The 23932-nt window shown below is 63.8% G+C and carries 19 protein-coding genes and 2 pseudogenes; 8 read left to right on the top strand and 13 right to left on the bottom strand.

Translation table 11 applies throughout. The annotated features are described in order from the left end of the window. Positions 1-42: 42 nt before the first annotated feature. Positions 43-948 (top strand): tRNA-modifying protein YgfZ, encoded by a 906-nt coding sequence (ygfZ, locus tag ACF2JD_RS14355; protein WP_440987701.1) that lies wholly within the window; start codon positions 43-45, stop codon positions 946-948. A gap of 6 nt (positions 949-954) precedes the next feature. On the opposite strand, the gene ACF2JD_RS14350 is transcribed toward ygfZ, so the two are convergent. Beyond that, positions 955-1836: a LysR family transcriptional regulator gene (locus ACF2JD_RS14350; protein ID WP_111910484.1), complete on the bottom strand. Its 882-nt coding sequence runs from the start codon at positions 1834-1836 to the stop codon at positions 955-957. Positions 1837-1967: 131 nt separating this feature from the next. Between ACF2JD_RS14350 and ACF2JD_RS14345 the strand changes: the two genes are divergently transcribed. Then, positions 1968-2405 (top strand): PACE efflux transporter, encoded by a 438-nt coding sequence (locus ACF2JD_RS14345; protein ID WP_106885816.1) that lies wholly within the window; start codon positions 1968-1970, stop codon positions 2403-2405. A gap of 77 nt (positions 2406-2482) precedes the next feature. Here ACF2JD_RS14345 and ACF2JD_RS14340 read toward each other — a convergent pair whose 3' ends face one another. Further along, positions 2483-2824 carry a hypothetical protein gene (locus ACF2JD_RS14340; RefSeq protein WP_025328270.1) on the bottom strand — a complete coding sequence of 114 codons (342 nt, stop codon included), beginning with the start codon at positions 2822-2824 and terminating at the stop codon, positions 2483-2485. A gap of 194 nt (positions 2825-3018) precedes the next feature. Between ACF2JD_RS14340 and cutA the strand changes: the two genes are divergently transcribed. The 3 genes from cutA (at position 3019) to ACF2JD_RS14325 (ending at position 5664) form a co-directional block, all read left to right on the top strand. Next, positions 3019-3336 (top strand): divalent-cation tolerance protein CutA, encoded by a 318-nt coding sequence (cutA, locus tag ACF2JD_RS14335; RefSeq protein ID WP_111910485.1) that lies wholly within the window; start codon positions 3019-3021, stop codon positions 3334-3336. Beyond that, positions 3333-5108 carry a protein-disulfide reductase DsbD gene (locus tag ACF2JD_RS14330; protein ID WP_440987657.1) on the top strand — a complete coding sequence of 592 codons (1776 nt, stop codon included), beginning with the start codon at positions 3333-3335 and terminating at the stop codon, positions 5106-5108. The genes cutA and ACF2JD_RS14330 overlap by 4 nt, the downstream gene beginning before the upstream one ends. Positions 5109-5238: 130 nt before the next feature. After that, positions 5239-5664, top strand: coding sequence for a hypothetical protein (locus ACF2JD_RS14325; protein ID WP_440987656.1), 426 nt, complete (start codon positions 5239-5241; stop codon positions 5662-5664). 37 nt (positions 5665-5701) lie between these two features. On the opposite strand, the gene ACF2JD_RS14320 is transcribed toward ACF2JD_RS14325, so the two are convergent. From ACF2JD_RS14320 to ACF2JD_RS14280, 9 genes are all read right to left on the bottom strand, one after another. Further along, positions 5702-7006, bottom strand: coding sequence for an FAD-dependent oxidoreductase (locus ACF2JD_RS14320; RefSeq protein ID WP_440987655.1), 1305 nt, complete (start codon positions 7004-7006; stop codon positions 5702-5704). Positions 7007-7218: 212 nt separating this feature from the next. Further along, entirely contained in the window at positions 7219-8298 is a 1080-nt protein-coding gene (gene fbaA, locus ACF2JD_RS14315) for a class II fructose-bisphosphate aldolase (protein WP_005332814.1), read from the bottom strand. A 116-nt stretch (positions 8299-8414) separates the two neighbouring features. Then, the gene (locus ACF2JD_RS14310) at positions 8415-9578 is read right to left on the bottom strand and encodes a phosphoglycerate kinase (protein WP_106885810.1); all 1164 of its coding nucleotides are present in this window, start codon (positions 9576-9578) and stop codon (positions 8415-8417) included. Positions 9579-9644: 66 nt separating this feature from the next. Further along, complete coding sequence (gene epd, locus ACF2JD_RS14305) at positions 9645-10655, bottom strand: erythrose-4-phosphate dehydrogenase (protein ID WP_111910490.1); 1011 nt, start codon at positions 10653-10655, stop codon at positions 9645-9647. Positions 10656-10704: 49 nt separating this feature from the next. Next, positions 10705-11634 (bottom strand): ROK family protein, encoded by a 930-nt coding sequence (locus ACF2JD_RS14300; protein WP_440987654.1) that lies wholly within the window; start codon positions 11632-11634, stop codon positions 10705-10707. Positions 11635-11821: 187 nt separating this feature from the next. Continuing rightward, positions 11822-12889, bottom strand: coding sequence for a uroporphyrinogen decarboxylase (gene hemE / locus ACF2JD_RS14295; protein ID WP_226170333.1), 1068 nt, complete (start codon positions 12887-12889; stop codon positions 11822-11824). A gap of 150 nt (positions 12890-13039) precedes the next feature. Further along, positions 13040-13819 (bottom strand): NAD(+) diphosphatase, encoded by a 780-nt coding sequence (gene nudC / locus ACF2JD_RS14290; protein ID WP_440987653.1) that lies wholly within the window; start codon positions 13817-13819, stop codon positions 13040-13042. Positions 13820-13988: 169 nt separating this feature from the next. After that, the gene (locus ACF2JD_RS14285) at positions 13989-14594 is read right to left on the bottom strand and encodes a TIGR04211 family SH3 domain-containing protein (protein WP_025328281.1); all 606 of its coding nucleotides are present in this window, start codon (positions 14592-14594) and stop codon (positions 13989-13991) included. 153 nt (positions 14595-14747) lie between these two features. Beyond that, a complete protein-coding gene (locus ACF2JD_RS14280; protein ID WP_106885805.1) occupies positions 14748-15569 on the bottom strand; it encodes a potassium channel family protein in 822 nt (273 codons plus the stop codon). Between the two features lie 32 nt (positions 15570-15601). Here ACF2JD_RS14280 and ACF2JD_RS14275 point away from each other — a divergent pair. The 3 genes and pseudogenes from ACF2JD_RS14275 (at position 15602) to glnE (ending at position 20768) form a co-directional block, all read left to right on the top strand. Then, positions 15602-16851, top strand: a pseudogene (locus tag ACF2JD_RS14275) (methyl-accepting chemotaxis protein). A 439-nt stretch (positions 16852-17290) separates the two neighbouring features. After that, positions 17291-17719: pseudogene (locus tag ACF2JD_RS14270) on the top strand (GNAT family N-acetyltransferase); the annotation flags it as partial. A 154-nt stretch (positions 17720-17873) separates the two neighbouring features. After that, positions 17874-20768: a bifunctional [glutamate--ammonia ligase]-adenylyl-L-tyrosine phosphorylase/[glutamate--ammonia-ligase] adenylyltransferase gene (gene glnE / locus ACF2JD_RS14265; protein WP_440987652.1), complete on the top strand. Its 2895-nt coding sequence runs from the start codon at positions 17874-17876 to the stop codon at positions 20766-20768. A gap of 72 nt (positions 20769-20840) precedes the next feature. On the opposite strand, the gene ACF2JD_RS14260 is transcribed toward glnE, so the two are convergent. Then, the gene (locus ACF2JD_RS14260; RefSeq protein ID WP_111910496.1) at positions 20841-21575 is read right to left on the bottom strand and encodes an SDR family oxidoreductase; all 735 of its coding nucleotides are present in this window, start codon (positions 21573-21575) and stop codon (positions 20841-20843) included. Positions 21576-21719: 144 nt separating this feature from the next. Further along, the gene (locus tag ACF2JD_RS14255; RefSeq protein ID WP_440987651.1) at positions 21720-23876 is read right to left on the bottom strand and encodes an AsmA family protein; all 2157 of its coding nucleotides are present in this window, start codon (positions 23874-23876) and stop codon (positions 21720-21722) included. Positions 23877-23932: the final 56 nt, after the last annotated feature.

The raw sequence follows: 23932 nt of genomic DNA, 5'->3' as shown, positions 1-23932 counted from the left end.
TGCAGGTCACATACTTTCTGTCTCTGGAATACCATCGTGAGCCTGCCGACCCCTGTTCTTCCTGCCGAGCCAACCCTGTTTCCCCTGACCGATCTGGCCATCACCCGCCTCACCGGCAATGATCGCGTGAAATATCTGCAAGGCCAGGTCACCTGCGACGTCAACGCCCTGCAACCTGGCCAGAGCACCCTCGGCGGCCATTGCGATCCCAAGGGCAAGCTGTGGAGCGATTTTCGCCTGCTCTGCCTCGACGAGAGCCTGCTGCTGCTGACCAAGCCGTCGGTGCTGGCGCGCCAGTTGCCCGAACTCAAGAAGTTTGCGGTGTTCGCCAAGGTGGAGATCGGCGAATTCCAGGGCCAGGTGGTCGGCCTGGCCGGTCAGGGCACGGATGCCTGGATCGCGGAGCAATACGGCCTTCAGGAAACCGGCCTTGTCGAGGGCGGCATGGCGGTCAAGGTGGAGGCCGATCGCTGGCTGCTGGCAAGCGAATCACCGCTGGCGCTGGGCCTGCCTGCTGGCGACGAAGCGCTCTGGTGGGGTCTGGACATCAAGGCGGGGATCCCGCACCTGGAGGCGGTCCATCAGGGTGAGTACATTCCCCAGATGCTGAACCTGCAGGCCCTGGAGGGGATCAGCTTCACCAAGGGCTGCTACATGGGGCAGGAGATAGTGGCCCGCGCCAAGTATCGCGGCGCCAACAACCGCGCCCTCTTCGTGCTGGCCGGGCAGGCTAGTGGCCCCGTTGCCAGCGGCGATACCCTGGAGATCCAGCTCGGTGACAACTGGCGGCGCAGCGGCATGGTGCTGAACGTCTGGCAACAGGATGGCCAGCTGTGGCTCACCGCCGTGCTGCCAAAAGACACCGAGGCTGACGCCAGCTTCCGCCTCAAGCAGGAGGAAGGTTCCCGCCTCGCCCTGCAGCCCCTGCCCTACTCCCTGACCGAATAAGGTCGGCTAACGAGGCACCCGCGCCAGCAGGGCCTCCTTCAGCCAGCGCCCCGCCTGCCCCAGCGGGCGGGCGCGATACCACTGCAACTCCAGCTCCAGCTCGGCCTGGGGAATGAAATCCGGCTTGAGCACCACCAGCTCCCCCCGCGCCAGCGGCCGGTGCAGCAGAAACTCGGGCACCGCAGACCACCCCAGCCCCAGCTTGACCAGCTCCAGGATCCCGAGATCCCCCTCGACCCACCACACCTGGGACGAGAGGCGAAAGCGATGGCGCTCCGTCCCCTCCCGCCGTCCCGTCACCATCAGCTGGCGGGCCCCCTGCAGGTCGCTCTCGTGCAGCGGCGTCTTGTGGGCCAGGGGGTGATCCGGGGAGACCACCAGGGGCATGGCGACGCTCCCCAGGGAGCGGGAGACCAGCTCCCGCTCCGGGTGCGCCTTCTGGTAGCTGATGCCGAGCTGGGCCCGCCCGCTCTTGAGCAGCTCGGTCACATCCTCCATCAGCGGGAACAGCAGCTCCAGCTCCACAGTCGGATAGCGGCCGGCAAACTCCTCCAGCAAGGCACCGAGCCAGGGCAGATGGGAGTCATCGTCGATGGCGAGCGTCAGGCGCGACTCTATGCCGCTGGCCAGCTCCCCGGCGATGGCTTGCAGCCGCTCGCTCTGGGCCAGCAGCACCCCCGCCTCCTGACTGATGCGGGCCCCCGCCTCGGTCAGCACAGGGTAGCGGCCGCTGCGATCAAACAGCTCGAGGCCGAGATCTATCTCCAGGTTGGCGATGGCGGTGCTCACCACCGACTGCGCCTTGCCCAGGCGGCGCGCCGCCGCCGAGAAGGATCCCGTCTCGGCCGCCGCCAGTAACGCCTTGAATTGTTCCAGTGAAGGGGTCATCCGTCTGCTCCAGCCCTGTTATTGCACCCAGATCCATCTATTTTAGCGATAGATACCAACGTGAACCTATCGAAAAATAGCGATAAATTGGCCGCCATACACACCCGAAAAGAGAAATAGAGAGACAGACAATGCGTAATACCCGTGATCGCCTGCGCCACGCCATCGGCTTCGAATTGATTGGCCTGCTGATCGCCGCCCCCCTGGCAAGCTGGGTCACCGGCGTCGGTCTCAACCACATGGGGCCCCTGGCCCTGTTCTTCTCGGTGGTCGCCACCGTCTGGAACTATGTCTACAACATAGGGGTGGACAGGCTGCTGCTGCGCCTGCAGGGCCACACCCACAAGACGCTCTGGCAACGGGTGCTGCATACTTTCGGTTTCGAGGGGGGCTTGCTGATCGTCGCCCTGCCGGTGATGTCCTGGTGGCTCGATATCGGCCTGCTGGAGGCGCTGGTGCTGGATCTGGGCTTCGTGCTGTTCTACCTGGTCTATGCCTTCGTCTACAACTGGAGCTATGACAAGGTGTTCCCCATCCCGGGCCAGGGGGCACAGCGGGTCACGGGGTGACAAGAGAAGGGATAAAACGAGGCACCATCATGCGACTGGCATGATGGTGCTGATCTGGATCCTCGAGGGGCAGGTATTCAGGCTTGCGCCTTCACCTCGTCGGCAGGGGCCTCAGTCTGGGCCGCTTCCTGGTTCAGCATGGCCTCGAGGTCGCTCTGATACTGGTTCAGCATGCGCTGGGCCGCGACCATGTCTCCCTTGTGCAGACGCTCGAACAGATGGTGTTGCACCACGCCGTTGAGGTACTCCACAGTGATGGGTTGCTCCAGGGCAGACAGCAACTCTTCTTTTTCCAGCTCCGCATTGATTTCATCGACACTGGTACGCAGCAGACCGGCCAGTTGCACCAACATGCGGCGCTCGCCTTCACGCAACAGGCTCAACATGCGGTTTCTCTGCTGCTCATTCTGTTGGGTCATACATTTCCTTACGTAGAGTGGGAACAAGCCCGCTCATTCTGCCCTGTCCTTTTCACAGCGTCTATCTCGGGCGCATCACTAATTGAGCGTCCCGCCAGCCGGGTGCGGGCCGGGTGCTATTTGCCCCTTTGCCCGGTATAGTAACCGCTGTTCCAGAGGGCCCTTGCGCCCCCGCTGACGAGACTGCCAACCCCATGACCGACGCCATTCTGGTGCTCTGCACCTGCCCCGATGAAGCCAGTGCCGACCACCTCTGCGAGCAACTGCTCAACCAGCGCCTCGCCGCCTGCATCAATCAGTTGCCGGGGCTCACCTCCGTCTATCGCTGGCAGGGGAAGATAGAGCGGGCACGGGAGATCCAGCTCATCATCAAATCCCGCCAGCCGCTCTTTGCCGAGCTAGAGCGGTGCATCCTGGCTCACCACCCCTACCAGGTGCCGGAGATCCTGGCGATCCCCGCCAGCCAGGGTCATCAAGCCTACCTCGACTGGTTGACACAGGAGACCTCATGACTCTGCGATCCCTGCTCTCCCCCCTGTTGCTCCTGCTGAGCCTGCTCGCGGCCCCCGCCCAGGCCAGCAGCCAGGATCTGCTGAGCAGCCTCGGCATCGAGGCCAGTGCCCAGCCCAAGTTTCTGAAAGTGGACGAGGCCTTCGTCCTCGAGAGCGAGCAGCAGGGAAACAAGCTGCTGCTGACCCTGCGCCTCGCCGACGGTTACTACCTCTATCGCCACAGCATCAGCGTCAAGGGGGAGAACCTCGCCTTCGAGCCCCTCGCGCTGCCTGCGGGCACAGAGCATGAGGATGACTTCTTCGGCAAGACCCGGGTCTTCTATCAGGAGCTGCAGATCCCCGTCACCTTGACCCAGGTGGGGGACTCCGCCAGCCTGCAGATAAGCTATCAGGGGTGCACCGAGGGCCTCTGCTACCCCCCCACCGACAAGCGGATCCCGGTGCAGCCCCTCGCGGCCACTGGCGACGCCGGGCAAACAGACCCCGCAGATGCCACAGAGGCGCCGACCGGCAGTCAGCAGGATAGGCTGGCGGCCGCCCTCGGCAGCCAGGGCTTCTGGCTCAGCATCGCCGCCTTCTTTGCGCTGGGACTGGGGCTCGCCTTCACCCCCTGCGTCTTCCCCATGTACCCCATTTTGACCGGCATCATCGCCGGTGCCGGCCAGCACCTCTCCACCCGCCGCGCCTTCCTGCTCTCCTTCGTCTATGTGCAGGGGATGGCGGTCACCTATACCCTGCTCGGGCTGGTGGTCGCCTCGGCTGGCTTGAAGTTCCAGGCGGCGCTGCAGCACCCCTATGTGCTGATCGGCCTCTCGGTGATGTTCGTGCTGCTGGCCCTCTCCATGTTCGGGCTCTATACCCTGCAACTGCCGAGCAGCCTGCAAACCCGGCTGTCCGGCCTCTCCAACCGCCAGCAGGGCGGCTCCGTGGTCGGGGTCGCCATCATGGGGATGATCTCCGGCCTGGTCTGCTCCCCCTGCACCACGGCCCCGCTCTCCGGGGCGCTCATCTACGTGGCCCAGAGCGGCGATCTCTGGCTCGGCGGGGCGGCCCTCTATGCCCTGTCGCTGGGCATGGGGCTGCCGCTGCTGCTGCTCGGCACCTCGGGGGGCAAGCTGCTGCCCAAGGCGGGCGCCTGGATGGATGTGATCAAGCAACTCTTTGGCTTTGCGCTGCTGGCGGTGCCGATCCTGCTGCTGTCACGGCTCTTGAGCGACCAGGTCGCCACCCTGCTCTGGCTCGGCTGGGCACTGCTGCTGTGTGGCTATCTCTATCATCACAACCAGCATCGCCCCCACTCGGTGGGCAAGAGCCTCGGCGGCTTCGTGCTGCTGCTGGCGATGATGAGCCTGGTAGTAGTGGGCAAGGACCTGCTGCTGCCCGAGCCTGGCGTCAAGGCCAGCACCGGCACCCAGGCCCCCCAGTTTATCCGCATCAAGACCCTGGATGACCTCAAGACCCGGCTCGAGGCCGCTCGCGGCAAGCCGGTGCTGCTGGACCTCTACGCCGACTGGTGCGTGGCCTGCAAGGAGTTCGAACACAAGACCTTCAGCGATCCCGAGGTGCGGGCACGCTTCAATGACATGGTGCTGTTGCAGGCGGATGTCACCGCCAACGACGATGCCGACGTGGATCTGCTCAACGGCCTGAACGTGCTGGGACTGCCGACCCTGATCTTCTTCGATGCCGCAGGCAACGAGGTGAGCGGGCAGCGGGTGACCGGCTTCATGGAGCCCGCCGAGTTCCTCGGCCAGCTGGACAAGCTGCGCTGAATCATGGCGGCCCGCCTTGCCGCGCGGGCCGCCCTCTCCTCTGCGCGCTGATTTTTCTGGCCATCCCTTGTATATGACAGGCGCCATGGCAGAATTTGCCCTTTCCCGTCTCGCATCGTCCGGAGTTTTGATGAAAAAGTGGTTCATCCCCCTGCTGGCCTGCTGGCTCTATGGCTGCAACTCAGGTCCAGGTGAAGAGGAGATCCAGAGCCAGGTCACCGCCAGGCTGCAGGCCGACACTGATCCCGCCCTGTTCGAGATCAGCGACTTCGCCGTGCTCGGCAAGGAGGAGCGGATGGAGGGGGTCTATCTGGTCAAGGTGAGCTACCGGCTCCACTTCAAGCAGGGGCTGGATCAGTTGCAGGTGCTGCACGACGAGGATCTGGTCTATGACAGGGTCGGCCCCTTCCAGCAGGAGATGGCCCTGATGGAGCTGGAGCGCAAATACGGCGAATTCGAGGCAGGCCAGGCACTGGCGCAGGAGAGCCAGGTCTGGATGATGAAGACAGAGCAGGGCTGGCGCCTGGCAGAACCGGATCCGGCGCAGCAGGGATGAGTGCCCTCCTCCCTGCCGCCAGCCCCCGAAATACTCCTTAGAGCAGATCCTTCATTCTGTGCCACAGCATCCCGAGCGCCAGCAAGGGGGAGCGCAGGGCAGGCCCGCCGGGGAAGGTCATGTGAGGCACGCGGCTGAAGAGATCGAAGCCTCGACTCTCCCCCCTGATCGCCTCGGTCACCAGCTTGCCCGCCATGTGAGTGGCATTGAGGCCGTGTCCCGAGTAAGCCTGGGCATAGAACACGTTGGGGTACTCTTTGAGGCGCCCTATCTGCGGTAGCCGGTTGGCGCCTATGCCTATCATGCCCCCCCACTGAAACTCGATGGCGGTGCCCGCCAGCTCAGGGAAGACCCGCAGCAGCTTGGGCAGCATAAACGCCTTGATGTCCTTGGGATCGCGCCCCGAGTAGTTGCAGGCCCCGCCAAACAGCAGACGGCCATCGGCCGATAGCCGGTAGTAGTCGAGCGCCACGTTCTGATCGCACACCGCCATGTTTTGCGGCAGCAGCCGCTGGCGCAGCCGTTTCTCCAGCACCTGGGTGGCGAGGATATAGGAACCCGCCGGCAGCACCTTGCCCCCGAGTTCGGGATTGAGCTCATTGAGGTAGGCGTTGCAGCCGATCACCAGGTAGCTGGCGCGGCAACGGCCGTGGGCCGTGGTCACCTCGACCCGATCGCCATACTCGATGTGAGTCACCCTGGACTGCTCGAACAGGGCGACGCCCAGACTGGCCGCCGCGCGCGCCTCACCCAGAGCCAGGTTGAGGGGATGCAGGTGGCCTGAGCCCATGTCGATCATGCCGCCGATATAGCGATCCGACCCCACCACCGACCTTATCTCCCCCTTGGGGACCAGCTTGAGTTCGTGCCGGTAGCCCAGGCTGGCCAAGTGCTCGGCATCCTCCTCAAATCCCTTGAGGTGACGCGGCTTGGTGGCGAGATCGCAGTAGCCCCAGGTCAGGTCGCAGTCGATGTTGAACCGCGCGACCCGCTCGCGCACCAGCTGCACCGCCTCCAGCCCCATCAGGTCCAGCTCACGTACCCCTTGCTCGCCTATCCAGCGGGCAAACTGGCTGGTGTCGTGACCTATGCCGCGAATGAGCTGGCCGCCGTTGCGTCCCGAGGCCCCCCAGCCGATGCGGTTGGCCTCAAGCAAGACCACCTTGTAACCCGCCTCGGCCAGATTGATGGCAGTGTTGAGGCCGGTGAAGCCGCCGCCTATGATGCAGACGTCGGCATCCAGCTCACCGCTGAGCTCGGGCCACTGCTGATGGTCGTTGCGGGTGGCCGCGTAATAGGAGGCCACGTGCTCCTGGTATCCGTTGTGTCTTCCTGTCTGCATGCTCAGCATCCTGCCTTGGTTGCACTTGTTTACTAAATTAAACGGAGTGTCATCGATAATACCCAGCCCAGGGTCACCAATCCAGCCTGTCAGGATCACAGAAATGCAAAAGGTGTCCCGAAGGACACCTTTTTAGAGGCCAGCCGAGGCTGGCCGCAATGAAAGAGGCGCCCCGCAGGGCGCCTCTTCAGCAATCAAGATACGGTAACGAATTACAGTACGTTGATGGCGTTCAGGTCGGAGAAGGCTTTCTCCAGACGGGCGATCATGGAAGTCTGACCGGCACGCAGCCATACGCGCGGATCGTAGAACTTCTTGTTCGGCTTGTCGGCGCCTTCCGGGTTGCCCAGCTGGCCTTGCAGGTAGGCTTCGTTGGTCTTGTAGAAGTTCAACAGACCTTCCCAGGTAGCCCACTGGGTGTCGGTGTCGATGTTCATCTTCACGACGCCGTAGGAGATGGATTCGCGGATCTCTTCCAGGGTGGAACCTGAACCACCGTGGAACACGAAGTCCAGGGACTTGGCAGGCAGACCGAACTTCTCGGAAACGTATTTCTGGGAAGCGTCCAGGATGGACGGGGTCAGCTTGACGTTACCCGGCTTGTAGACACCGTGCACGTTGCCGAAGGAGGCAGCGATGGTGAAACGCGGGCTGATCTTGGACAGACGCTCGTAGGCGTAAGCCACGTCTTCCGGCTGGGTGTACAGGGCGGATTGATCCATGTGGCTGTTGTCCACACCGTCTTCTTCGCCACCGGTGCAACCCAGTTCCAGCTCCAGAGTCATGTTCATCTTGGCCATGCGGGTCAGATACTCGCAGCAGATGTCGATGTTCTCTTCCAGAGACTCTTCGGACAGATCCAGCATGTGGGAGGAGAACAGCGGCTTGCCGGTTTCAGCGAAGTGCTTCTCGCCCGCTTCCAGCAGACCGTCGATCCACGGCAGCAGCTTCTTGGCGGCGTGGTCGGTGTGCAGGATGACAGGTACACCGTAAGCTTCGGCAACGGCGTGCACGTGCTTGGCACCGGAGATGGCACCGATGATGGCAGCCTGCTGGCCTTCCAGCTTCAGACCCTTGCCGGCGGTGAACACGGCACCACCGTTGGAGAACTGAACGATGACCGGGGCTTTGACCTTGGCGGCAGCTTCCAGCACGGCGTTGACGGAGTCGGTACCCACGCAGTTCACGGCAGGCAGAGCGAAGCCGTTCTCTTTAGCGATGGCGAACACTTTCTGAACGTCATCACCAGTGATCACGCCGGGTTTTACGAAGTCGAAAATTTTCTTAGACATGTTTAATCGTCCTGTTCTCGTATGCCGTTAATAAAAAATGGGGGGTTCATCATGAACCGGCACAGCGGCCACATGATAAACGAAACGGGAGGCTTTTGCCCCCCGTCCCGGGTCAATTAGGCTTTGGCGCGTTCTTCAAGAATCGCGACAGCCGGCAGTACCTTGCCTTCTACGAACTCCAGGAAGGCGCCGCCGCCGGTGGAGATGTAGGAGACCTTGTCGGCGATGCCGAACTTGTCGATGGCAGCCAGAGTGTCACCACCGCCAGCGATGGAGAAGGCCGGGGAAGCGGCGATGGCTTCGGCGATCACCTTGGTGCCTTCGGCGAACTGGTCGAACTCGAACACACCGACCGGGCCGTTCCACAGTATGGTCTTGGCGTTCATGATGATGTCGGCCAGGGCCTTGGCAGAGTCAGGGCCGATGTCGAAGATCATGTCACCGTCGGTCACGTCAGCGACGGACTTGATGGTGGCCGGAGTGGACTCGGAGAACTCGGTACCTACAACCACGTCTGTGGTCACCGGAATGTTGGTCTCGGCAGCCAGCTTCTTGGCGGTGTCGATCAGGTCGTGCTCGCACAGGGACTTGCCAACGTTGTGACCGGCAGCGGCGATGAAGGTGTTGGCGATGCCACCACCGACCACCAGCTGGTCAGCGATCTTGGAGAGAGATTCCAGCACGGTCAGCTTGGTGGAGACCTTAGAGCCGCCAACGATGGCAACCATGGGGCGCTCGGGCTTCAGCATGGCCTTGCCCAGGGCATCCAGTTCACCGGCCAGCAGGGGGCCTGCACAGGCAACCGGGGCGAACTGGGCCACACCGTAGGTGGAACCTTCGGCGCGGTGAGCAGTACCGAATGCATCCATTACAAAGACGTCACACAGGGCGGCGTATTTTTTGGCCAGCTCTTCGGTGTTCTTCTTCTCGCCTTTGTTGAAACGGCAGTTTTCCAGCACAACCAGCTCACCGGCGGCGACATCTACGCCATCCAGGTAATCCTTGGCCAGGCGCACCGGGCAGGACAGAGCGTCTTTCAGATAGTTGACTACCGGGGCCAGGGAGAATTCTTCGTTGTATTCACCCTCGGTCGGACGACCCAGGTGGGAAGTGATCATCAGCTTCGCGCCCTTTTCCAGAGCCAGCTTGATGGTCGGCAGGGTAGCCACGATACGTGCGTCGGAGGTGACCTTGCCGTCTTTTACCGGCACGTTCAGGTCAGCACGGATCAGAACGCGTTTACCCGCCAGATCCAGGTCGGTCATCTTGATAACAGACATATTCAGTCCTCTATATATTTTCAGGTAATGTTAAAAAAACAGTAACCTTGCGCCCGGTGCAGGCTCTCAGCCTGCGGCCATCATGGCCCGGGTGGTATCCAGCATGCGGTTGGCGAAGCCCCATTCGTTATCACACCACATCAACATCTTGACGAGGTTGGCATCGCTCACCCGGGTCTGGGTACCATCAATGATGCAGGAGTGTGCATCATGATTAAAGTCTACGGAGACCAGCGGCTCTTCCGTGTAGTCCAGGATACCCTGTAATGTACCTCTGGATGCCCGTTGCAGGGCTTGATTTACGTCACTAACTGTCACTTTTTTACGAACAGTAATGCTCAGATCCATGGCGGTGACGTTGATGGTCGGCACCCGCACCGCGATCGCCTCGAACTTGCCGGCGAAGTGGGGGAGGATTCGCTCCAACCCCTTTGCCAGCTTGGTATCCACCGGGATGATGGACTGGCTTGCGGCCCGGGTTCGACGCAAGTCGCTGTGATAGGCATCGATGACTTGCTGATCGTGCATGGCCGAATGAATTGTCGTAATAGTACCACAATTTATCTCGAATTCTCGATGCAATGTTTCGATGACGGGCACCACACAGTTGGTGGTACAGGAGGCATTGGAGACGATCCGCTCCCGTCCCGTCAGCACCTGATGGTTCACCCCGTAGACTATGGTCGCATCCACATCCGCATCCGCCGGATGGGAGAAGAGCACCTTGCCCGCCCCCGCCCCCAGATGCAGTTCGGCATCGGCCCGGGAGCCGAATACCCCGGTGCAGTCCAGCACCACATCCACCCCCAGCGCCCGCCAGGGCAAGCGCGACGGATCCCGTTCGGCAAACAGGGAGATGAGATCCTCCCCCACCAGCATGCTGTTGCCCGCGAGCTGCACCGGATAGCCGAAGCGGCCGTGGCTGGTGTCGAAGCGGGTGAGGTGCACCATGGCCTCGGGGGCCGCCAGCTCGTTGATGGCGACTATCTTAAGCTGGTTATCGCGGCCGCTCTCGTAGAGGGCCCGCAACACGTTGCGACCGATGCGCCCGTATCCGTTGATGGCAATCTTGATCATGAAAAATCTGTGTCCTTACCTGCGACAAAGTGACGGGCCCCTGACTGCTTCAAGACAGCAGGGCCTCCCGGAAGACGCCCCTGGCCAGCAGCGCTGCCCCGAACACACCGGCACTGTCACCCAGGGCCGGGGCAATGATGGGGGTGGCGAAGCGGGGATTGAACAGAAATGGCAGCACTGTCTGCCGACCGACGCTGTAGAGACTCTGCACGTTGCCCACACCACCGCCGATGACGATGACGTCCGGATCCAGGATGTTGACCACGTTGGCCAGGGCCTGACCGAACAGCAGGTGCAGCCGATCCATGGTGAGTTTGGCCACATGATCGTGAGCCGTCGCCGCCGCTATCTGGGCGAGGGAGAGGTGGCGCTTGGCCTTGGCTTCATACCAGGCCTCCAGCGCCGGGCCGCTGATGAAGGTTTCGACGCAGCCGCGCTTGCCGCAGTAGCACTCGGGACCGTCGGGGGAGAGCACGTTGTGGCCCCACTCCCCGGCGATGCCGTGATGGCCGTTGAGGATCTGGCCGTTGATGACGATGCCGGACCCAACCCCTGTGCCCATGATGATGCCGAACACCACTTTCGCTTCGGGATGCTGCTGGCGCACCGCCCCCAGATGGGTTTCCGCCAGGGCGAAGCAGTTGGCGTCGTTGGCGATCAGCACAGGAATGCCGAGCCTGCGCTCCAGATCTTCCTTGAACGGCTTGCCGTTGAGCTCTGTGGTGTTGCAGTTTTTCATCAGCCCGGTCTGGGGATCCCGCGCCCCCGGGGTGCCCATGCCGAGGATGGCGGGACGCTGGCCGAGCCGCTCGGCGCACTCGTCCACCAGCTTGGCGATCTGGCCTATCATGTGCTCGTAACCGCCACGGCGCTCGGTGGGAATGCGATGGCGCAGCAGCACCTCGTCACCCTCGAGCACCACGCACTCGCACTTGGTTCCGCCAAGGTCGATTCCCCAGTCCCATGCACTCTTGCCCATCCTGCCTCCTGCAATGTTCAACGACGCCCTCACCCAGCCGTCAGGAGGCGTACTCGCCCATCCTGTCCACGACCCTGTTCAGTGGTGGTGCAGTGTAACCCGAGCGGTGACCAGGATGCAGCCCCCGCGAGGCCGGGCAGCAAAACGGGGCCCGCAGGCCCCGTTCTCATTATGCAGTCTGCCGCGCTCAGCGGCCGTGGTACTGAGCCGACAGCTCGTGCACCGCATTGACAAACACCCCGGCGTGCTCCGGGTCCACATCCTGATGGATGCCGTGACCCAGGTTGAAGACGTGGCCGTTGCCGCTGCCAAAGCCCGCCAAGATGGTGGCGACCTCTTCGCGGATGCGCTCAGGGGCGGCGTAGAGCATGGAAGGATCCATGTTGCCCTGCAGCGCTACCTTGTCGCCAACCCGGCGCTTGGCATCCGCTATGTCTATGGTCCAGTCCAGCCCCAGGGCGTCGCAGCCGGTGGCGGCGATCTGCTCCAGCCACTGGCCGCCGTTCTTGGTGAACAGGGTGACCGGCACACGGCGGCCCTCATTCTCACGGATCAGGCCATCGACGATCTTGTGCATGTACTGCAGGGAGAAGTCGCGGTAATCCCGCGGGGTCAGCACGCCGCCCCAGGTGTCGAACACCATGACGGACTGGGCACCGGCCTTGATCTGGGCGTTGAGATAAGCAATCACGCTGTCCGCCAGCTTGTCGAGCAGCAGGTGCAGGGTCTGCGGCTCTGCGTACATCATCTGCTTGATCTTGGTGAACGCCTTGGAGCTGCCCCCCTCCACCATGTAGGTGGCCAGGGTCCAGGGGCTGCCGGAGAAGCCGATCAGCGGCACTTCGCCCTTGAGCTCGCGGCGAATGGTGCGCACCGCGTTCATCACGTAACCCAGCTCGTCTTCCGGATCCGGGATGGGCAGCGCCTGCACGTCGGCCATGGACTTGATGGGGCGCTCGAAGCGCGGGCCTTCCCCGTGCTCGAAGTAGAGGCCCAGCCCCATGGCGTCGGGCACGGTCAGGATGTCGGAGAAGAGGATGGCGGCATCGAGGGGATAGCGGCGCAGGGGCTGCAGGGTGACTTCACAGGCCAGCTCGGCGTTGCGGCACAGGGACATGAAGTCCCCCGCGACGGCGCGGGTCGCCTTGTATTCCGGCAGGTAGCGGCCAGCCTGACGCATCATCCACACCGGGGTCATGTCCACATCCTGGCGCAGCAGGGCACGCAGGTATCGATCGTTCTTCAGCTCTTTCATCCCAGTTCCTGAGTTCATATCCAGCATAAAATGGCGGATATGATACCACTTTGTGCGAGGCTGAGGGCGGCACAAACGCGCCGCAGGGTCGCCGGAGTGCAAAGATGTGAGGGGGCGCAAACCAGGACCCCGCTTTTCAGGGCCTCGCCCTCACCGCTTCTCTGCGAGGCTCTGCTCGATCAGCCGCCGCGCTATGGTGCCGTGGGGGGGCAGCCGTGGCAGTTGGTCCGCCTCGAAGAAGTCGGCGGCCACCAGCTCGTCGTCCTGCACCTTGATCTCGCCGCTCTGGTAGTCGGCGGTGAAGCCCATCATCAGGCTGTGGGGGAAGGGCCAGGGCTGACTCGCCACGTAGCGCACGTTGCATACCCGGATGCCGCTCTCCTCGAACACCTCCCGCGCCACGCACTGCTCCAGGTTCTCCCCAGCCTCCACGAAGCCCGCCAGCACCGTATACATGGGATCGTCGGCCTGATAGTGACGGCGATGGGCCGCCAGCAGGATAGCCGGGCCCTTGCGCACCGCCACTATGATGCAGGGGGAGATGCGCGGGTAGACGACGTGACCATGATGGCACATCTGTGCCCACTCCCCGCTCTTGGGTGCCATGGGGGCGCCACACTCGCCGCAGAAGCGATGGCTGCGGCGGAAGGTGGCCAGCTGCCAGGCGCGGCCGGCGAGGCGAAAGCCCTCTTCATCGCCGGCCACCATCAGCTGGCGCAGCCCCACCAGGGGGCAGCTCCCGACATCCGGTCCCAGATCCAGCAGCTGGCAGGGCAACCCGTCCCACTCGTCGAAATGCTCGAAATGGGCGGTGTGCAGATGGGCGGGCAGGCAGGACTTGGGGCCCTGGGGGATCTGCCCCCGTTCATCCAGCAGGACGAGGTGATCGCCCCCCAGCACGAACCAGCGGGCCTGTTCGGTTGATGACATATGTGAAGGCTCTTGTTGAGAAGGGTACGCAGGGCACGGGATAGTTCGGCTCATCTTACGGCTGCAGAGGCCCCCTGGCGACCCCCGACCTGGTCAAGATCCCGCCCAGCTGCTCGCCCATGAAAAAAGGTCGCCCTGGCGACCTTTCTCGTTGCGACCGCCCGGGCGATCAATTCATCCAACGCTCGCTGCTCTTGCGACGACGGGGGAGCATGGGGAGCAGAATGCCGAGCAGTATGCCCCCCAGCACCATGGCACCACCGCGGATGAACCAGTCCATCTGCATGTCGTGCTCCTGGTTGTCATAGCTCTGGGTCAGGGCGTCGTTCTGTTCCTTGAGGCTGCTCATCTCTGTGCTCTGGCTGGCGAGCTGGGCCTTCAGGCTGGCGATCTCCTTGCTCTGCTCGGTGATCTGGCCATCCTTCTCGGCGAAACGACGCTCGTTGTCGCCATTGAGGTTCAGCAGGCGGGCCTTGGCCTCATCCAGCTCTTTCTGAACCTGGGGCAGACGCTCGCGCAGGCTGATCTCCGCCTGCAGTTCGCTGTTCTTGATCCAGCCTTCACGACCACGGCCGTCCACCACCTGGGTGAAACCGGCGTCGTTGTTCACCGCCTTGACCTCCAGCGGTTCACCGGCCTTGACGCTGCCGAGGATCCGGTACTGGGTGCCAGGACCGTTGTGGATATAGGTAAAGATGTTGTCTGAGACATAACGGGTATCGGCCAGTACCTGTTGGGCACACAAGCAGATCAAGATCCCGAGAAGGGCGCGCATGGTCGATCGATTCTCTTCGTTGAATTAGGTTGCAGGCCGAATGTTAAGCCGCCAGCGGGTCAAAGGACAAGCAAAGAAAAACGGCGCCCCCCTGACTGAGAGGCGTCTCACGGCTTCTCCGGTTTGCCACGCGACCATTCCAGACGCCGCAGGCTACTTCTGTTGCAATGCCTTCACCTCGGCGCGCAGGGCCTTCAGCTCCTGCAGCAGTTGCGCCTGCTGCTCGCTCTGCTGACGCCGCCATAGGGTGGTGTCGTCGTTGGTCTTGCCGGGATGCACGAACAGGCTGGCCATGAAACCGCTGAGGGCACCGAACAGACCCACACCAAACAGGATGAGCAGGCTGGCGACGAAGCGCCCCTCCTCCGTCCTGGGCACCAGATCCCCGTAGCCCACGGTAGACAGCGTCACAAGCGTCCACCAGAAGGCATCGTAGGGCGTCTGGATCAGGCTCCCTGGCTGGCCCGTCTCCAGCCAGTACATGACGCCCGAGCCCACCCCCAGCAGCAGGAAGAAGAGGAAGAGGATGCCGGACAAGGTGGTCTCGTTGCGCTCCCGGCGAAACATGACCAGCAGGTCCGGCCTGTCTCGCAGCAGCTGATAGACCCGCCACAGCTGGATCAGCCGTGCCCAGCGCAGCTGCTCCACCATGGGCAGGCTGCCCGGCAGATAGAACCAGTTGGCCTTGAAGAAGGCCATGCGATCGGGGGCCCTCACCCAGCCGTAGGCGAAGTGGGCGAGGAAGAAATAGCAGATCAGGCTGTCGACGTCATAGAAGAGTTGCAGGGTCTGCGGGCTCCACTCGCGGTGACCCCACCAGCGGGCGCAGACCAGACAAACGGAGATCACCGACAGAAACGCCATCAGCAGATCCATGGATCTCAGGCCAGAAGAGTGATGTCGCATACATTTTCCTACTTTAGGCACAGTGCGAATTAATAAAACGGAAGATAATGCCGATAGTCCTGAGGACAAAGGAAAAATGGCCATTAAGAAGGAGAAAGGTTATGCAGTTAAACTCGCTGGAGAGGCGAATGAGCAACATCCGACTGGTGCCCAAAGTGGTACTGCTCATGGTGTTCAGCACGCTGCTCTTGCTGGCCAAGCTCTGGTTCGATGCCAGCAACCTGGAAGCCACCCTGCTCGGCGAGGGCATAGACGCCGCCAAGGCCAATGCCATTGCCGATCGCCTGCTCTGGACCGGTCTGATGGAGACGGCGCTGATGGGGGTCGTCTTCGTGGTGCTGCTGCTGACCGGCTCACGCCTCATGGTCAAGCAGGTGCATTACCTGGTGGGGCTGCTGGAGCGCTTCGCCCGCAAGGATCTCAGCCACAGCGTGCTGCTCAAGTCCCGGGACGAGTTCGGTGACATCGCCAAGGCGGTCGCCCACTCCCAGGAGAACCTCAAGGAGGTGTTCGGCACCCAGCGCGCCGCCTGCAAGGAGCTCAACGACATCGCCTCCCAGGTGACTCTGTGCATGGATGAGGCCAACGAGGCGATCAACGAAGAGTTCACCCAGATAGAACAGCTCGCCAGCGCCATGAGCCAGATGGTGGGTGCCATTCGCGAGGTGGCCAACCATGCGGAGCAAGCCTCCCACGCCACCGCCGACGCCAGCGCCCTGGCCGAGGAAGGCAGCCGCTGCGTGGCCGCCACTGTCAGCACCATAGACACCCTCTCCGGCAACATCCAGCGCTCCTCCGCCGTGGTCAACGAGGTGGAGCACGGGGTCGATCGCATCGGCTCCGTGGTCGACACCATTCGCGGCATCTCGGAGCAGACCAACCTGCTGGCGCTGAATGCCGCCATCGAGGCCGCCCGCGCCGGCGAGGCGGGACGCGGCTTCGCCGTGGTCGCCTCCGAGGTGCGCGAACTCGCGAACCGGGCCCAGGCCGCCACCGTCGAGATCCAGAAGATGATTGAACAGCTGCAGGGCAGTGCCCGCACCGCCGCGAGCTGATGGAGCAGAGCGTGGCAGCAGGCCGACAAGGGGGTGGAACGGTTACTCAAGCCGGCACCCAGCTCGCCACCATAGTGCAGCGGGTACAGGGGGTGGCCGACATGAATCGCCAGATCGCCGCCGCCTCCGAGCAGCAGAGCTCGGTGGCCGAAGAGATGAACGCCAACCTGGAGCAGGTCAAGCAGGTGGTGGAAGGATCCGTGGTGGTGCTGCGGGAGCTGAAAGATGCCTCCGAACTGGTGGAGCACCACAGCCAGACGCTGGATACCCATATCCAGGCCTTCAAGCTGGCCTGATGGCATCAACCTGGTACGCACAAGGGCCCCGTCAGGGGCCTTTGTTATTGATATCACAGCAAGGTGTCAGACACAGCCAGACCCTGGACATCCATGTCACCCAGGCCTTCAAGCTGGCCTGATGGCATCAACCTGGTACGTACAAGGGCCCCGTCAGGGGCCTTTCTTATTGATATCACAGCAAGGTGTCAGACACAGCCAGACCCTGGACATCCATGCCACCCAGGCCTTCAAGCTGGCCTGATGGCATCAACCTGGTACGTACAAGGGCCCCGTCAGGGGCCTTTGTTATTGATATCACAGCAAGGTGTCAGACACAGCCAGACCCTGGACATCCATGCCACCCAGGCCTTCAAGCTGGCCTGAGGTCGTGATTTGAGTAAACTGGAAGGCCCCGCGAGGGGTCTTTTTTCATCTCATGTCACGGCAAGGAGCCAGGATGCAACACACCCAATCCCCACTGGAGATCAGCGACGACAAGGGACGGCTCGATGTCCCCCTCATTCACAGTTTCCTGTCCGAGGAGGCCTACTGGAGCCTCGGCATTCCCCTCTCCACAGTGCAGCGGGCCATCAATCATTCGCTGTGCTTCGGCGGCTATGTCGACGGCCAGCTGGTGGCCTTCGCCCGGGTCATCACAGACAAAGCCACCTTCGGCTATCTGTCCGATGTATTCGTGCTGCCTGCCCATCGCGGTCAGGGCCACAGCAAGGCCCTGATGGCCGCCATCCTGGCCCATCCCGCCTTGCAGGGGCTGCGCCGCCTCATGCTGGCCACCTCGGATGCCCAGGGGCTCTATGCCGGTTTTGGCTTCGCGCCGCCCCGCGCCCCTGGCAGCCTGATGGAAAAATACGACCCCGAGATCTATCTATCAGCACCCCTGAGCCTGCGCCGGCGGCCCATTTTCCCCGCCGGCTCATGCTTCTCTCTCCCGGGCTGTGACGCAGGCGCGGGACAATGCTAGATTGGCTGCCGGTGTTTTCATTCCCTCTGCAGACCCGTTAATCACAAGGACGGCAACCGTGGCCCAGCATTCCTCTTCTCTTCCCCCACCTCCGGCATCCCTCTCCACTCTGTCACCCCTGCTGCAGGATCAGGCCGGGCGCCAGTGGCAACGGCTGCTGGCGCTGGCCCCCGACTATGGCGATTTGCCCGCGCTGGAGCAGCAGACCCTGCTGACCCTGTTTGGCCTCTCGGATTTCGTCGCAGACTCCCTCATCAAGCAGCCGGAGCTGCTGGCGCAGACCCTGGCCTCCGGGGATCTGGCGCTGTCCGAGCGCTGGCCTGCCTACCAGGGCGATCTGGCGGCCCTGCTCGCCGAAGTCCATGACGAGGAGGCGCTCAAGCGGGTGCTGCGCCAGTTCAGACGCAGCCGCATGCTGGTGATCGCCTGGCGCGAGCTGCTGGGTCAGGCCCAGGTCGAAGAGAGTTTCATCCATCTCACCAGGCTCGCGGACGCGCTGATCTGCGGCGCCCGGGACTGGCTCTACGCCAGGCAGTGCGCCGAGCTCGGCACCCCCATGGACGGCAACGGCGATCCTCAGCCCCTGCTCATCCTCGGCATGGGCAAGCTGGGGGGCGGCGAGCTGAACTTCTCCTCGGACATCGACCTCATCTTCACCTTCCCCGACAACGGCTACACGGTCGGCGGGCGGCGCGAACTCGCCAACCAGCAGTTCTTCATCAAGCTGGGCCAGCGCCTGATCAACGCCCTGCACCAGCCCACCCAGGATGGTCAGGTGTTCAGAGTCGACATGCGGCTGCGTCCCTTCGGCGAGGCGGGGCCGCTCGCCATCTCCTTTGCCGCCATGGAGGATTACTACCAGCACCATGGCCGCAACTGGGAGCGCTACGCCATGGTCAAGGCCCGGGTGCTGGGGCCCCAGTGCGAACACGCCCAGGCCCTCACCGAGCTGCTGCGCCCCTTCGTGTTCCGCCGCTACATCGACTTTGGCGTCATCGACGGCCTGCGCCAGATGAAGGCGATGATAGCCGCCGAGGTACGCCGCAAGGGGCTGGAGGGCAACATCAAGCTGGGGGCCGGCGGCATCCGCGAGGTGGAGTTCATCGCCCAGGCGCTGCAGCTCATCCGTGGCGGTCGCGAGCCCGCCCTGCGGGTACGCCACCTGCCCGAGGCCCTGGCGGCCATAGCCCAAAGCGGCGCCCTCGATGAGGAGCGCTGCGCGCGCTTGCTCCAGGCTTATCGCTTCCTGCGCCGAGTCGAGAACATATTGCAGGAGATAGGGGATCAGCAGACCCAGACCCTGCCCACCGAGGAGCGGGATCGCCAGCGGCTGATCGCCGCCACCGGCTTCGCCGACTGGGACGCCTTCATGACGCACCTCGACGAGGAGATGGCCATAGTCCATCAGGAGTTCGTCGCCGTGGTGGGGGAAGAGAAAGAGGCCCCCGCCCACCTGGAGCAGCTCTGGCTCGATCTCTGGCGCACCGAGCTCGATGCCGCCGAGCTGGAGAAACTGCTCACCACCCAGGGAGTTAGCGATCCGGCTCCCCTCTGCGCCGCCCTGCTGCGCTTCAAGGAGGAGTACAAGCGCCGTCAGGTCGGGCCCCAGGGGCGCATCGCCCTGGACTGGCTGATGCCTGAGCTGCTGCGACTGGTGGTGGCGAGCCGTGAGCCCGCCCGCCTGTTCGAGCGGGTCTGCACCCTGCTGACCCGCATCTTCACCCGCAGCGCCTACCTGCAACTGCTGGCGGAGAACCCCGCCGCCCTGCGCCAGCTGGTGCGCCTGTGCGACGAGAGCAACCTGGTGAGCGAGCAGCTCGCCCGCTACCCCATCTTGCTGGACGAACTGCTGGATCCCCAGCACCTCTACCACCCCACCCCGCTGGATCAGTACAAGCCCCAACTGCGCCAGTTCCTGCTGCGCATCCCCGAAGAGGACGTGGAGCAGCAGATGGAGGCGCTGCGCCAGTTCAAGCAGGTACAGCTGCTGCGCATAGTCGCCGCCGACATCGCCGGCGCCCTGCCGCTGATGAAGGTGAGCGACCACCTCACCTGGCTGGCGGAGGCCATCACCGAAGAGGTCGTCAATCAGGCCTGGGCCCAGATGAGCGAGCGCTACGGGGTGCCCCCCGAGGTGGCACTGAGCGGCCAGCGCGGCTTTGCCGTGGTGGCCTACGGCAAGCTGGGCGGCATAGAGCTCGGCTACGGCTCGGATCTCGATCTCGTCTTCCTGCACGGCGGTGACCCCAACGGCTACACCGACGGGCGCAAGCCCATCGACAGCCGCCAGTTCTACCTGCGCCTGGCCCAGCGGATCCTGCACCTGTTCAGCACCCGCACTCCGTCCGGGATCCTCTACGAGATCGACATGCGGCTGCGCCCCTCCGGCGACTCCGGCCTGCTGGTCTCATCGCTGACCGCCTATGAGCAGTACCAGCAGCACGAGGCCTGGACCTGGGAGCATCAGGCCCTGGTGCGGGCCCGCCCCATCTATGGGGACGAGGGGGTCATCGCCGACTTTGCCCGCATCCGCCGCGCCGTGCTGGCCAAGGAGCGCGACCTCCCTACCCTGGCCCGCGAGGTGCGCGAGATGCGCCACAAGATGCGGGATCACCTGCTCAAGGCGGGCGAGGGGGAGTTCGATCTCAAGCAGTCCCCGGGCGGCATGGTGGACATAGAGTTCATCGCACAGTACCTGGTGCTGGCCCACGCCTGTGGTGAGCCTGAGGCCCTGACCCGCTGGTCCGACAACGTGCGCATCTTCGACGAGTGCGTGATGGCGGGGGTATTGACCCTGGAACAGGCGGAGGGGCTCAAACACGCCTATCTGGAGATCCGCAACCAGGGCCATCGTCTCAACCTCTCGGAGATCTCCCGCAAGGTGGGGGACGACCAGCTGCTGACCGAGCGGGGCCATGTGCTGGCGGTCTGGCAACAGCTACTGGGGGAGTAAGGCGCTCGCCGCATCAGCAACAAGGGGCGCCACGGCGCCCCTTGTTGCTGTCGGGAGACTGTGACCCCGGCCCTAGCGTCCCCCGGCCAGATCGATAAAGGTGCCTGTGGCATAGGAGGCTTGGTCCGACAGCAGCCAGGCGATGGCGGCGGCCACCTCCACCGGCTGACCGCCCCGCTGCAGCGGAATATTGCCCTTGATCCTGTCCACCCGACCGGGCTCGCCGCCATCGGCGTGCATCTCGGTATAGATAAAGCCCGGGCGCACCCCGTTGACCCGGATCCCCTGGGCCGCCACCTCCAGCGATAGCCCCCTGGTCAGCACGTCTATGGCCCCCTTGGAGGCGGCGTAGTCCACATACTCCCCCGCCGAGCCGAGGCGGGCGGCGGCCGAGGAGACGTTGACGATGGCGCCCCCGCTCGTCATGCGGCGCACCGCCTCCCGACAGCAGAGGAAGTAGCCGGTCACATTGGTGGTCAGGGTCTTGTTGATGCGCTCGGCGCTCATCTCCAGCACCTTCATCTGGGGCTGGAGTATGCCTGCGTTGTTCACCAGATGGGTGATCACCCCGAGCCGCGCGTCCATCTCCTCGAACAGGCGCACCACCTCGGCCTCCACGCTGACATCCGCCTGCACCGCTATGCAGGAGACCGGATGGCGGGCCCGGATCTCGGCCACCAGCGCCTCGGCGGACGCCCTGTCATGGCGATAGTTGAGGCAGAGGTGATACCCCTGCCCCGCCAGATAGCGGGCCGTCGCCGCCCCTATCCCCCTGCTGCCACCTGTGATCAGCACCTGCTTGTTCATGGACGCTCCCTGTTCCTTGTCTCTCGTCTCGACCCGGATATTACCCCATCCTCGGGGCCAACGCCTGGCCCCATAGCGCTATGTTCGGCAACAAAGAGCCCGCACTGGGCGGGCTCTTTATGGCGATAGGACGCGGGGCCAGGGTTATTTGAACAACCCCTTGAGCAGCTGATCCGCCACCCCCTTGATCTGCTCGTCGTCGGCCTTGTCTCCCAGCAATTTCTTGAGGCCGCGCTCTGCCTCCTTGCGGGCCTTCTCCTCCAGCACCTTGTTGTTGCTGAGCAGCTCCTTCACGTCGAGCCGGTAGCTCGGGGCCTGCCAGTGGCCGCCGATGCGCACCGGTATGGTGACGTCCTTGAGCTCATCCACGCTCTTGCCCCCCTGGCCCTTGCTGCTCTCCACCACAGAGGTGAGGAACAAGAAGTCGAGGGTCTCGGGCACCAGGGCGGTCTGGCCCTGCCCCTTCACCCGCAGGGCGGGCGCGAGCAGCTGGATGTCGTCGCTGCGAGCCACGCCATTGGCGATCTGGAAGTTGGCGGTCAGGGCGCTGAAGTCGGTCTTGCGCGCCTCCTTGACCTGATCCGCCCCCTTGCCGGTCAGGGTGGCCCGCGCCTCGCGGATCATCTCCGCCAGGTTGATGCCGTGCAGGGCGCCGTCGCTCAGCCTGAGGCTCAGCTTGCCCTGCATCTGGCTGCGCAGAGCCTGCTCGGACAGGCCTGTGCCCTGCACCTGCACCTCGAGATCCCCCTTGCCTTCCAGTCGATCGTTCTGGGCCAGGGTCTGCAACAGGGGCCGCACATCGACACCCTGCACCCGCTTGTGCACCTGATAGCGGGCGGGTTGCTGGCGGGCATCGAGCACACCGCTCGCCGTCACCTGACCACCAGCCACCCCGGCGCTGAACTGCTTGAGGTTGAGCTGGCCACCGGCCAGGGCGAGCTGCAGATCCACGGCGCTCAGATCCAGCCCCTTCACCCGCAGGCTGCCCAGTTGCAGCCGACCGGCCAGGTCCATTCGTTTGAGGGCGGCGAGATCGGGCTCCACCGCCGAGAGCGCCTTGGCGGCGGGGGCGGCCCCCTTGTCTCCCCCTTTCGCAGGGGCGGCGGGCGCGGCGGCGGCCTTGGCCGGGGCAGCTTGACCGAGCCAGGCGTCGAGATCGAGTTTCTCCCCCTTGAGGTCGAAGTCCACTTTGGGGACGGCCCCCAGGTGGACGGCACCGCTGCCGCTCAGCAGGGCATCATCGGCCCCCATCACCAGGTTGCTGAGGGTGATGGTCTGCTTGTCCAGCTCGGCACGGGCAAAGCCCGCGAGCTTGAGGTTCATCTGCGGACGCGGCAGGCTGTCGCCGCTCAGCCTGGCGGCCAGCACGGCGTCCGATACCTCCACCAGTTGCAGCCCCTGATCGAGCCGCGCCTTGAGGGTCCCCTCCAGGGTGCCCGCCAGGGTCGGCTGGTCCGCCGCCCCCTGTGTGCCGCTCAGGCTCAGTTCCAGGCTGCCCCACTGCCCCAGCGCCAGCCGGTCAGCCTTGAGGGAGAAGGCATCGAGCCGCTGTGTCGGCTCGCTCAGGCTGCCGCCCAGGGTCAGATCCTTGAGCTCGCTGGCCTTGACCTCCCGGGCCAGCTTGAGCTGGGCCTGTCCCTTGAGATCAAAGGCCCTCTCCCCCTGCGCCCCCTTGGCGGCCAGGGTCACCGGCACCCACTCACCCGGGATCAGCTGACCCAGATCCAGATCCAGCCTGTCGAGACGGGAGACGGCGCCGCTGCGATCGTCCCGCACCAGGGCGCTGGCCTCGACAAGTGCCACCCCTTGCAGGCTGATCTGCCAGGGTTTTTCTTCGGTGGCGGCAGGGGCGGCGGGCTGGCTATCACCGGCAGGGGATTGAGCGCCATCGCCCTTGTCGGCAGCAGAGGTCTTGACCAGACCGCTCAGGTTGGAGCTGCCATCGGCCCTGGTCTGGATAAAGAGATGGGCGCCACTGAGCGTCACCTTGCCTATCTCCAGCCGGTGGGAAAGCAGCGGCAGCAGGGCGACAGAGGCGTCACCCTGCGCGAACCGGAGCAGGTCAGGCTCGGCAAAGCCGGCGGGGTTGCGAAGTTGCACCTTCTCGAGGGAGAGGCCGAGACTCGGCCAGAAGCGCCAGCCGATATCCCCTTCCATCACCAGCTCGCGGCCCGTGCTCTTGCGCACCTGCTCCGCCAGCTGGGGCTTGAATTGATTGGGGTCAACCAGCGACACCAGGGCGGTGATGGCCACCACGGCGGCCAGCGCCAACCCCAGCAGTATGTAGATGATCTTCTTCACGGCGAACTCCTCAATGCAGATCCTGTGGCTGACTATACCACCGGGGGCGCGGCGCA

This window comes from Aeromonas ichthyocola (assembly GCF_046087985.1).
GTDB classification, from domain to species: domain Bacteria; phylum Pseudomonadota; class Gammaproteobacteria; order Enterobacterales; family Aeromonadaceae; genus Aeromonas; species Aeromonas rivipollensis.
This window is presented reverse-complemented; position numbering and strand designations above follow the sequence as displayed.

What these genes read in the sequence shown, in the direction of transcription:
- ACF2JD_RS14350 (WP_111910484.1), bottom strand. Translation starts at nt 1,836, where the DNA reads ATGACCCCTTCACTGGAACAATTCAAGGCGTTACTGGCGGCGGCCGAG.
- ACF2JD_RS14345 (WP_106885816.1), top strand. Translation starts at nt 1,968, where the DNA reads ATGCGTAATACCCGTGATCGCCTGCGCCACGCCATCGGCTTCGAATTG.
- ACF2JD_RS14340 (WP_025328270.1), bottom strand. Translation starts at nt 2,824, where the DNA reads ATGACCCAACAGAATGAGCAGCAGAGAAACCGCATGTTGAGCCTGTTG.
- cutA (WP_111910485.1), top strand. Translation starts at nt 3,019, where the DNA reads ATGACCGACGCCATTCTGGTGCTCTGCACCTGCCCCGATGAAGCCAGT.
- ACF2JD_RS14330 (WP_440987657.1), top strand. Translation starts at nt 3,333, where the DNA reads ATGACTCTGCGATCCCTGCTCTCCCCCCTGTTGCTCCTGCTGAGCCTG.
- ACF2JD_RS14325 (WP_440987656.1), top strand. Translation starts at nt 5,239, where the DNA reads ATGAAAAAGTGGTTCATCCCCCTGCTGGCCTGCTGGCTCTATGGCTGC.
- ACF2JD_RS14320 (WP_440987655.1), bottom strand. Translation starts at nt 7,006, where the DNA reads ATGCAGACAGGAAGACACAACGGATACCAGGAGCACGTGGCCTCCTAT.
- fbaA (WP_005332814.1), bottom strand. Translation starts at nt 8,298, where the DNA reads ATGTCTAAGAAAATTTTCGACTTCGTAAAACCCGGCGTGATCACTGGT.
- ACF2JD_RS14310 (WP_106885810.1), bottom strand. Translation starts at nt 9,578, where the DNA reads ATGTCTGTTATCAAGATGACCGACCTGGATCTGGCGGGTAAACGCGTT.
- epd (WP_111910490.1), bottom strand. Translation starts at nt 10,655, where the DNA reads ATGATCAAGATTGCCATCAACGGATACGGGCGCATCGGTCGCAACGTG.
- ACF2JD_RS14300 (WP_440987654.1), bottom strand. Translation starts at nt 11,634, where the DNA reads ATGGGCAAGAGTGCATGGGACTGGGGAATCGACCTTGGCGGAACCAAG.
- hemE (WP_226170333.1), bottom strand. Translation starts at nt 12,889, where the DNA reads ATGAAAGAGCTGAAGAACGATCGATACCTGCGTGCCCTGCTGCGCCAG.
- nudC (WP_440987653.1), bottom strand. Translation starts at nt 13,819, where the DNA reads ATGTCATCAACCGAACAGGCCCGCTGGTTCGTGCTGGGGGGCGATCAC.
- ACF2JD_RS14285 (WP_025328281.1), bottom strand. Translation starts at nt 14,594, where the DNA reads ATGCGCGCCCTTCTCGGGATCTTGATCTGCTTGTGTGCCCAACAGGTA.
- ACF2JD_RS14260 (WP_111910496.1), bottom strand. Translation starts at nt 21,575, where the DNA reads ATGAACAAGCAGGTGCTGATCACAGGTGGCAGCAGGGGGATAGGGGCG.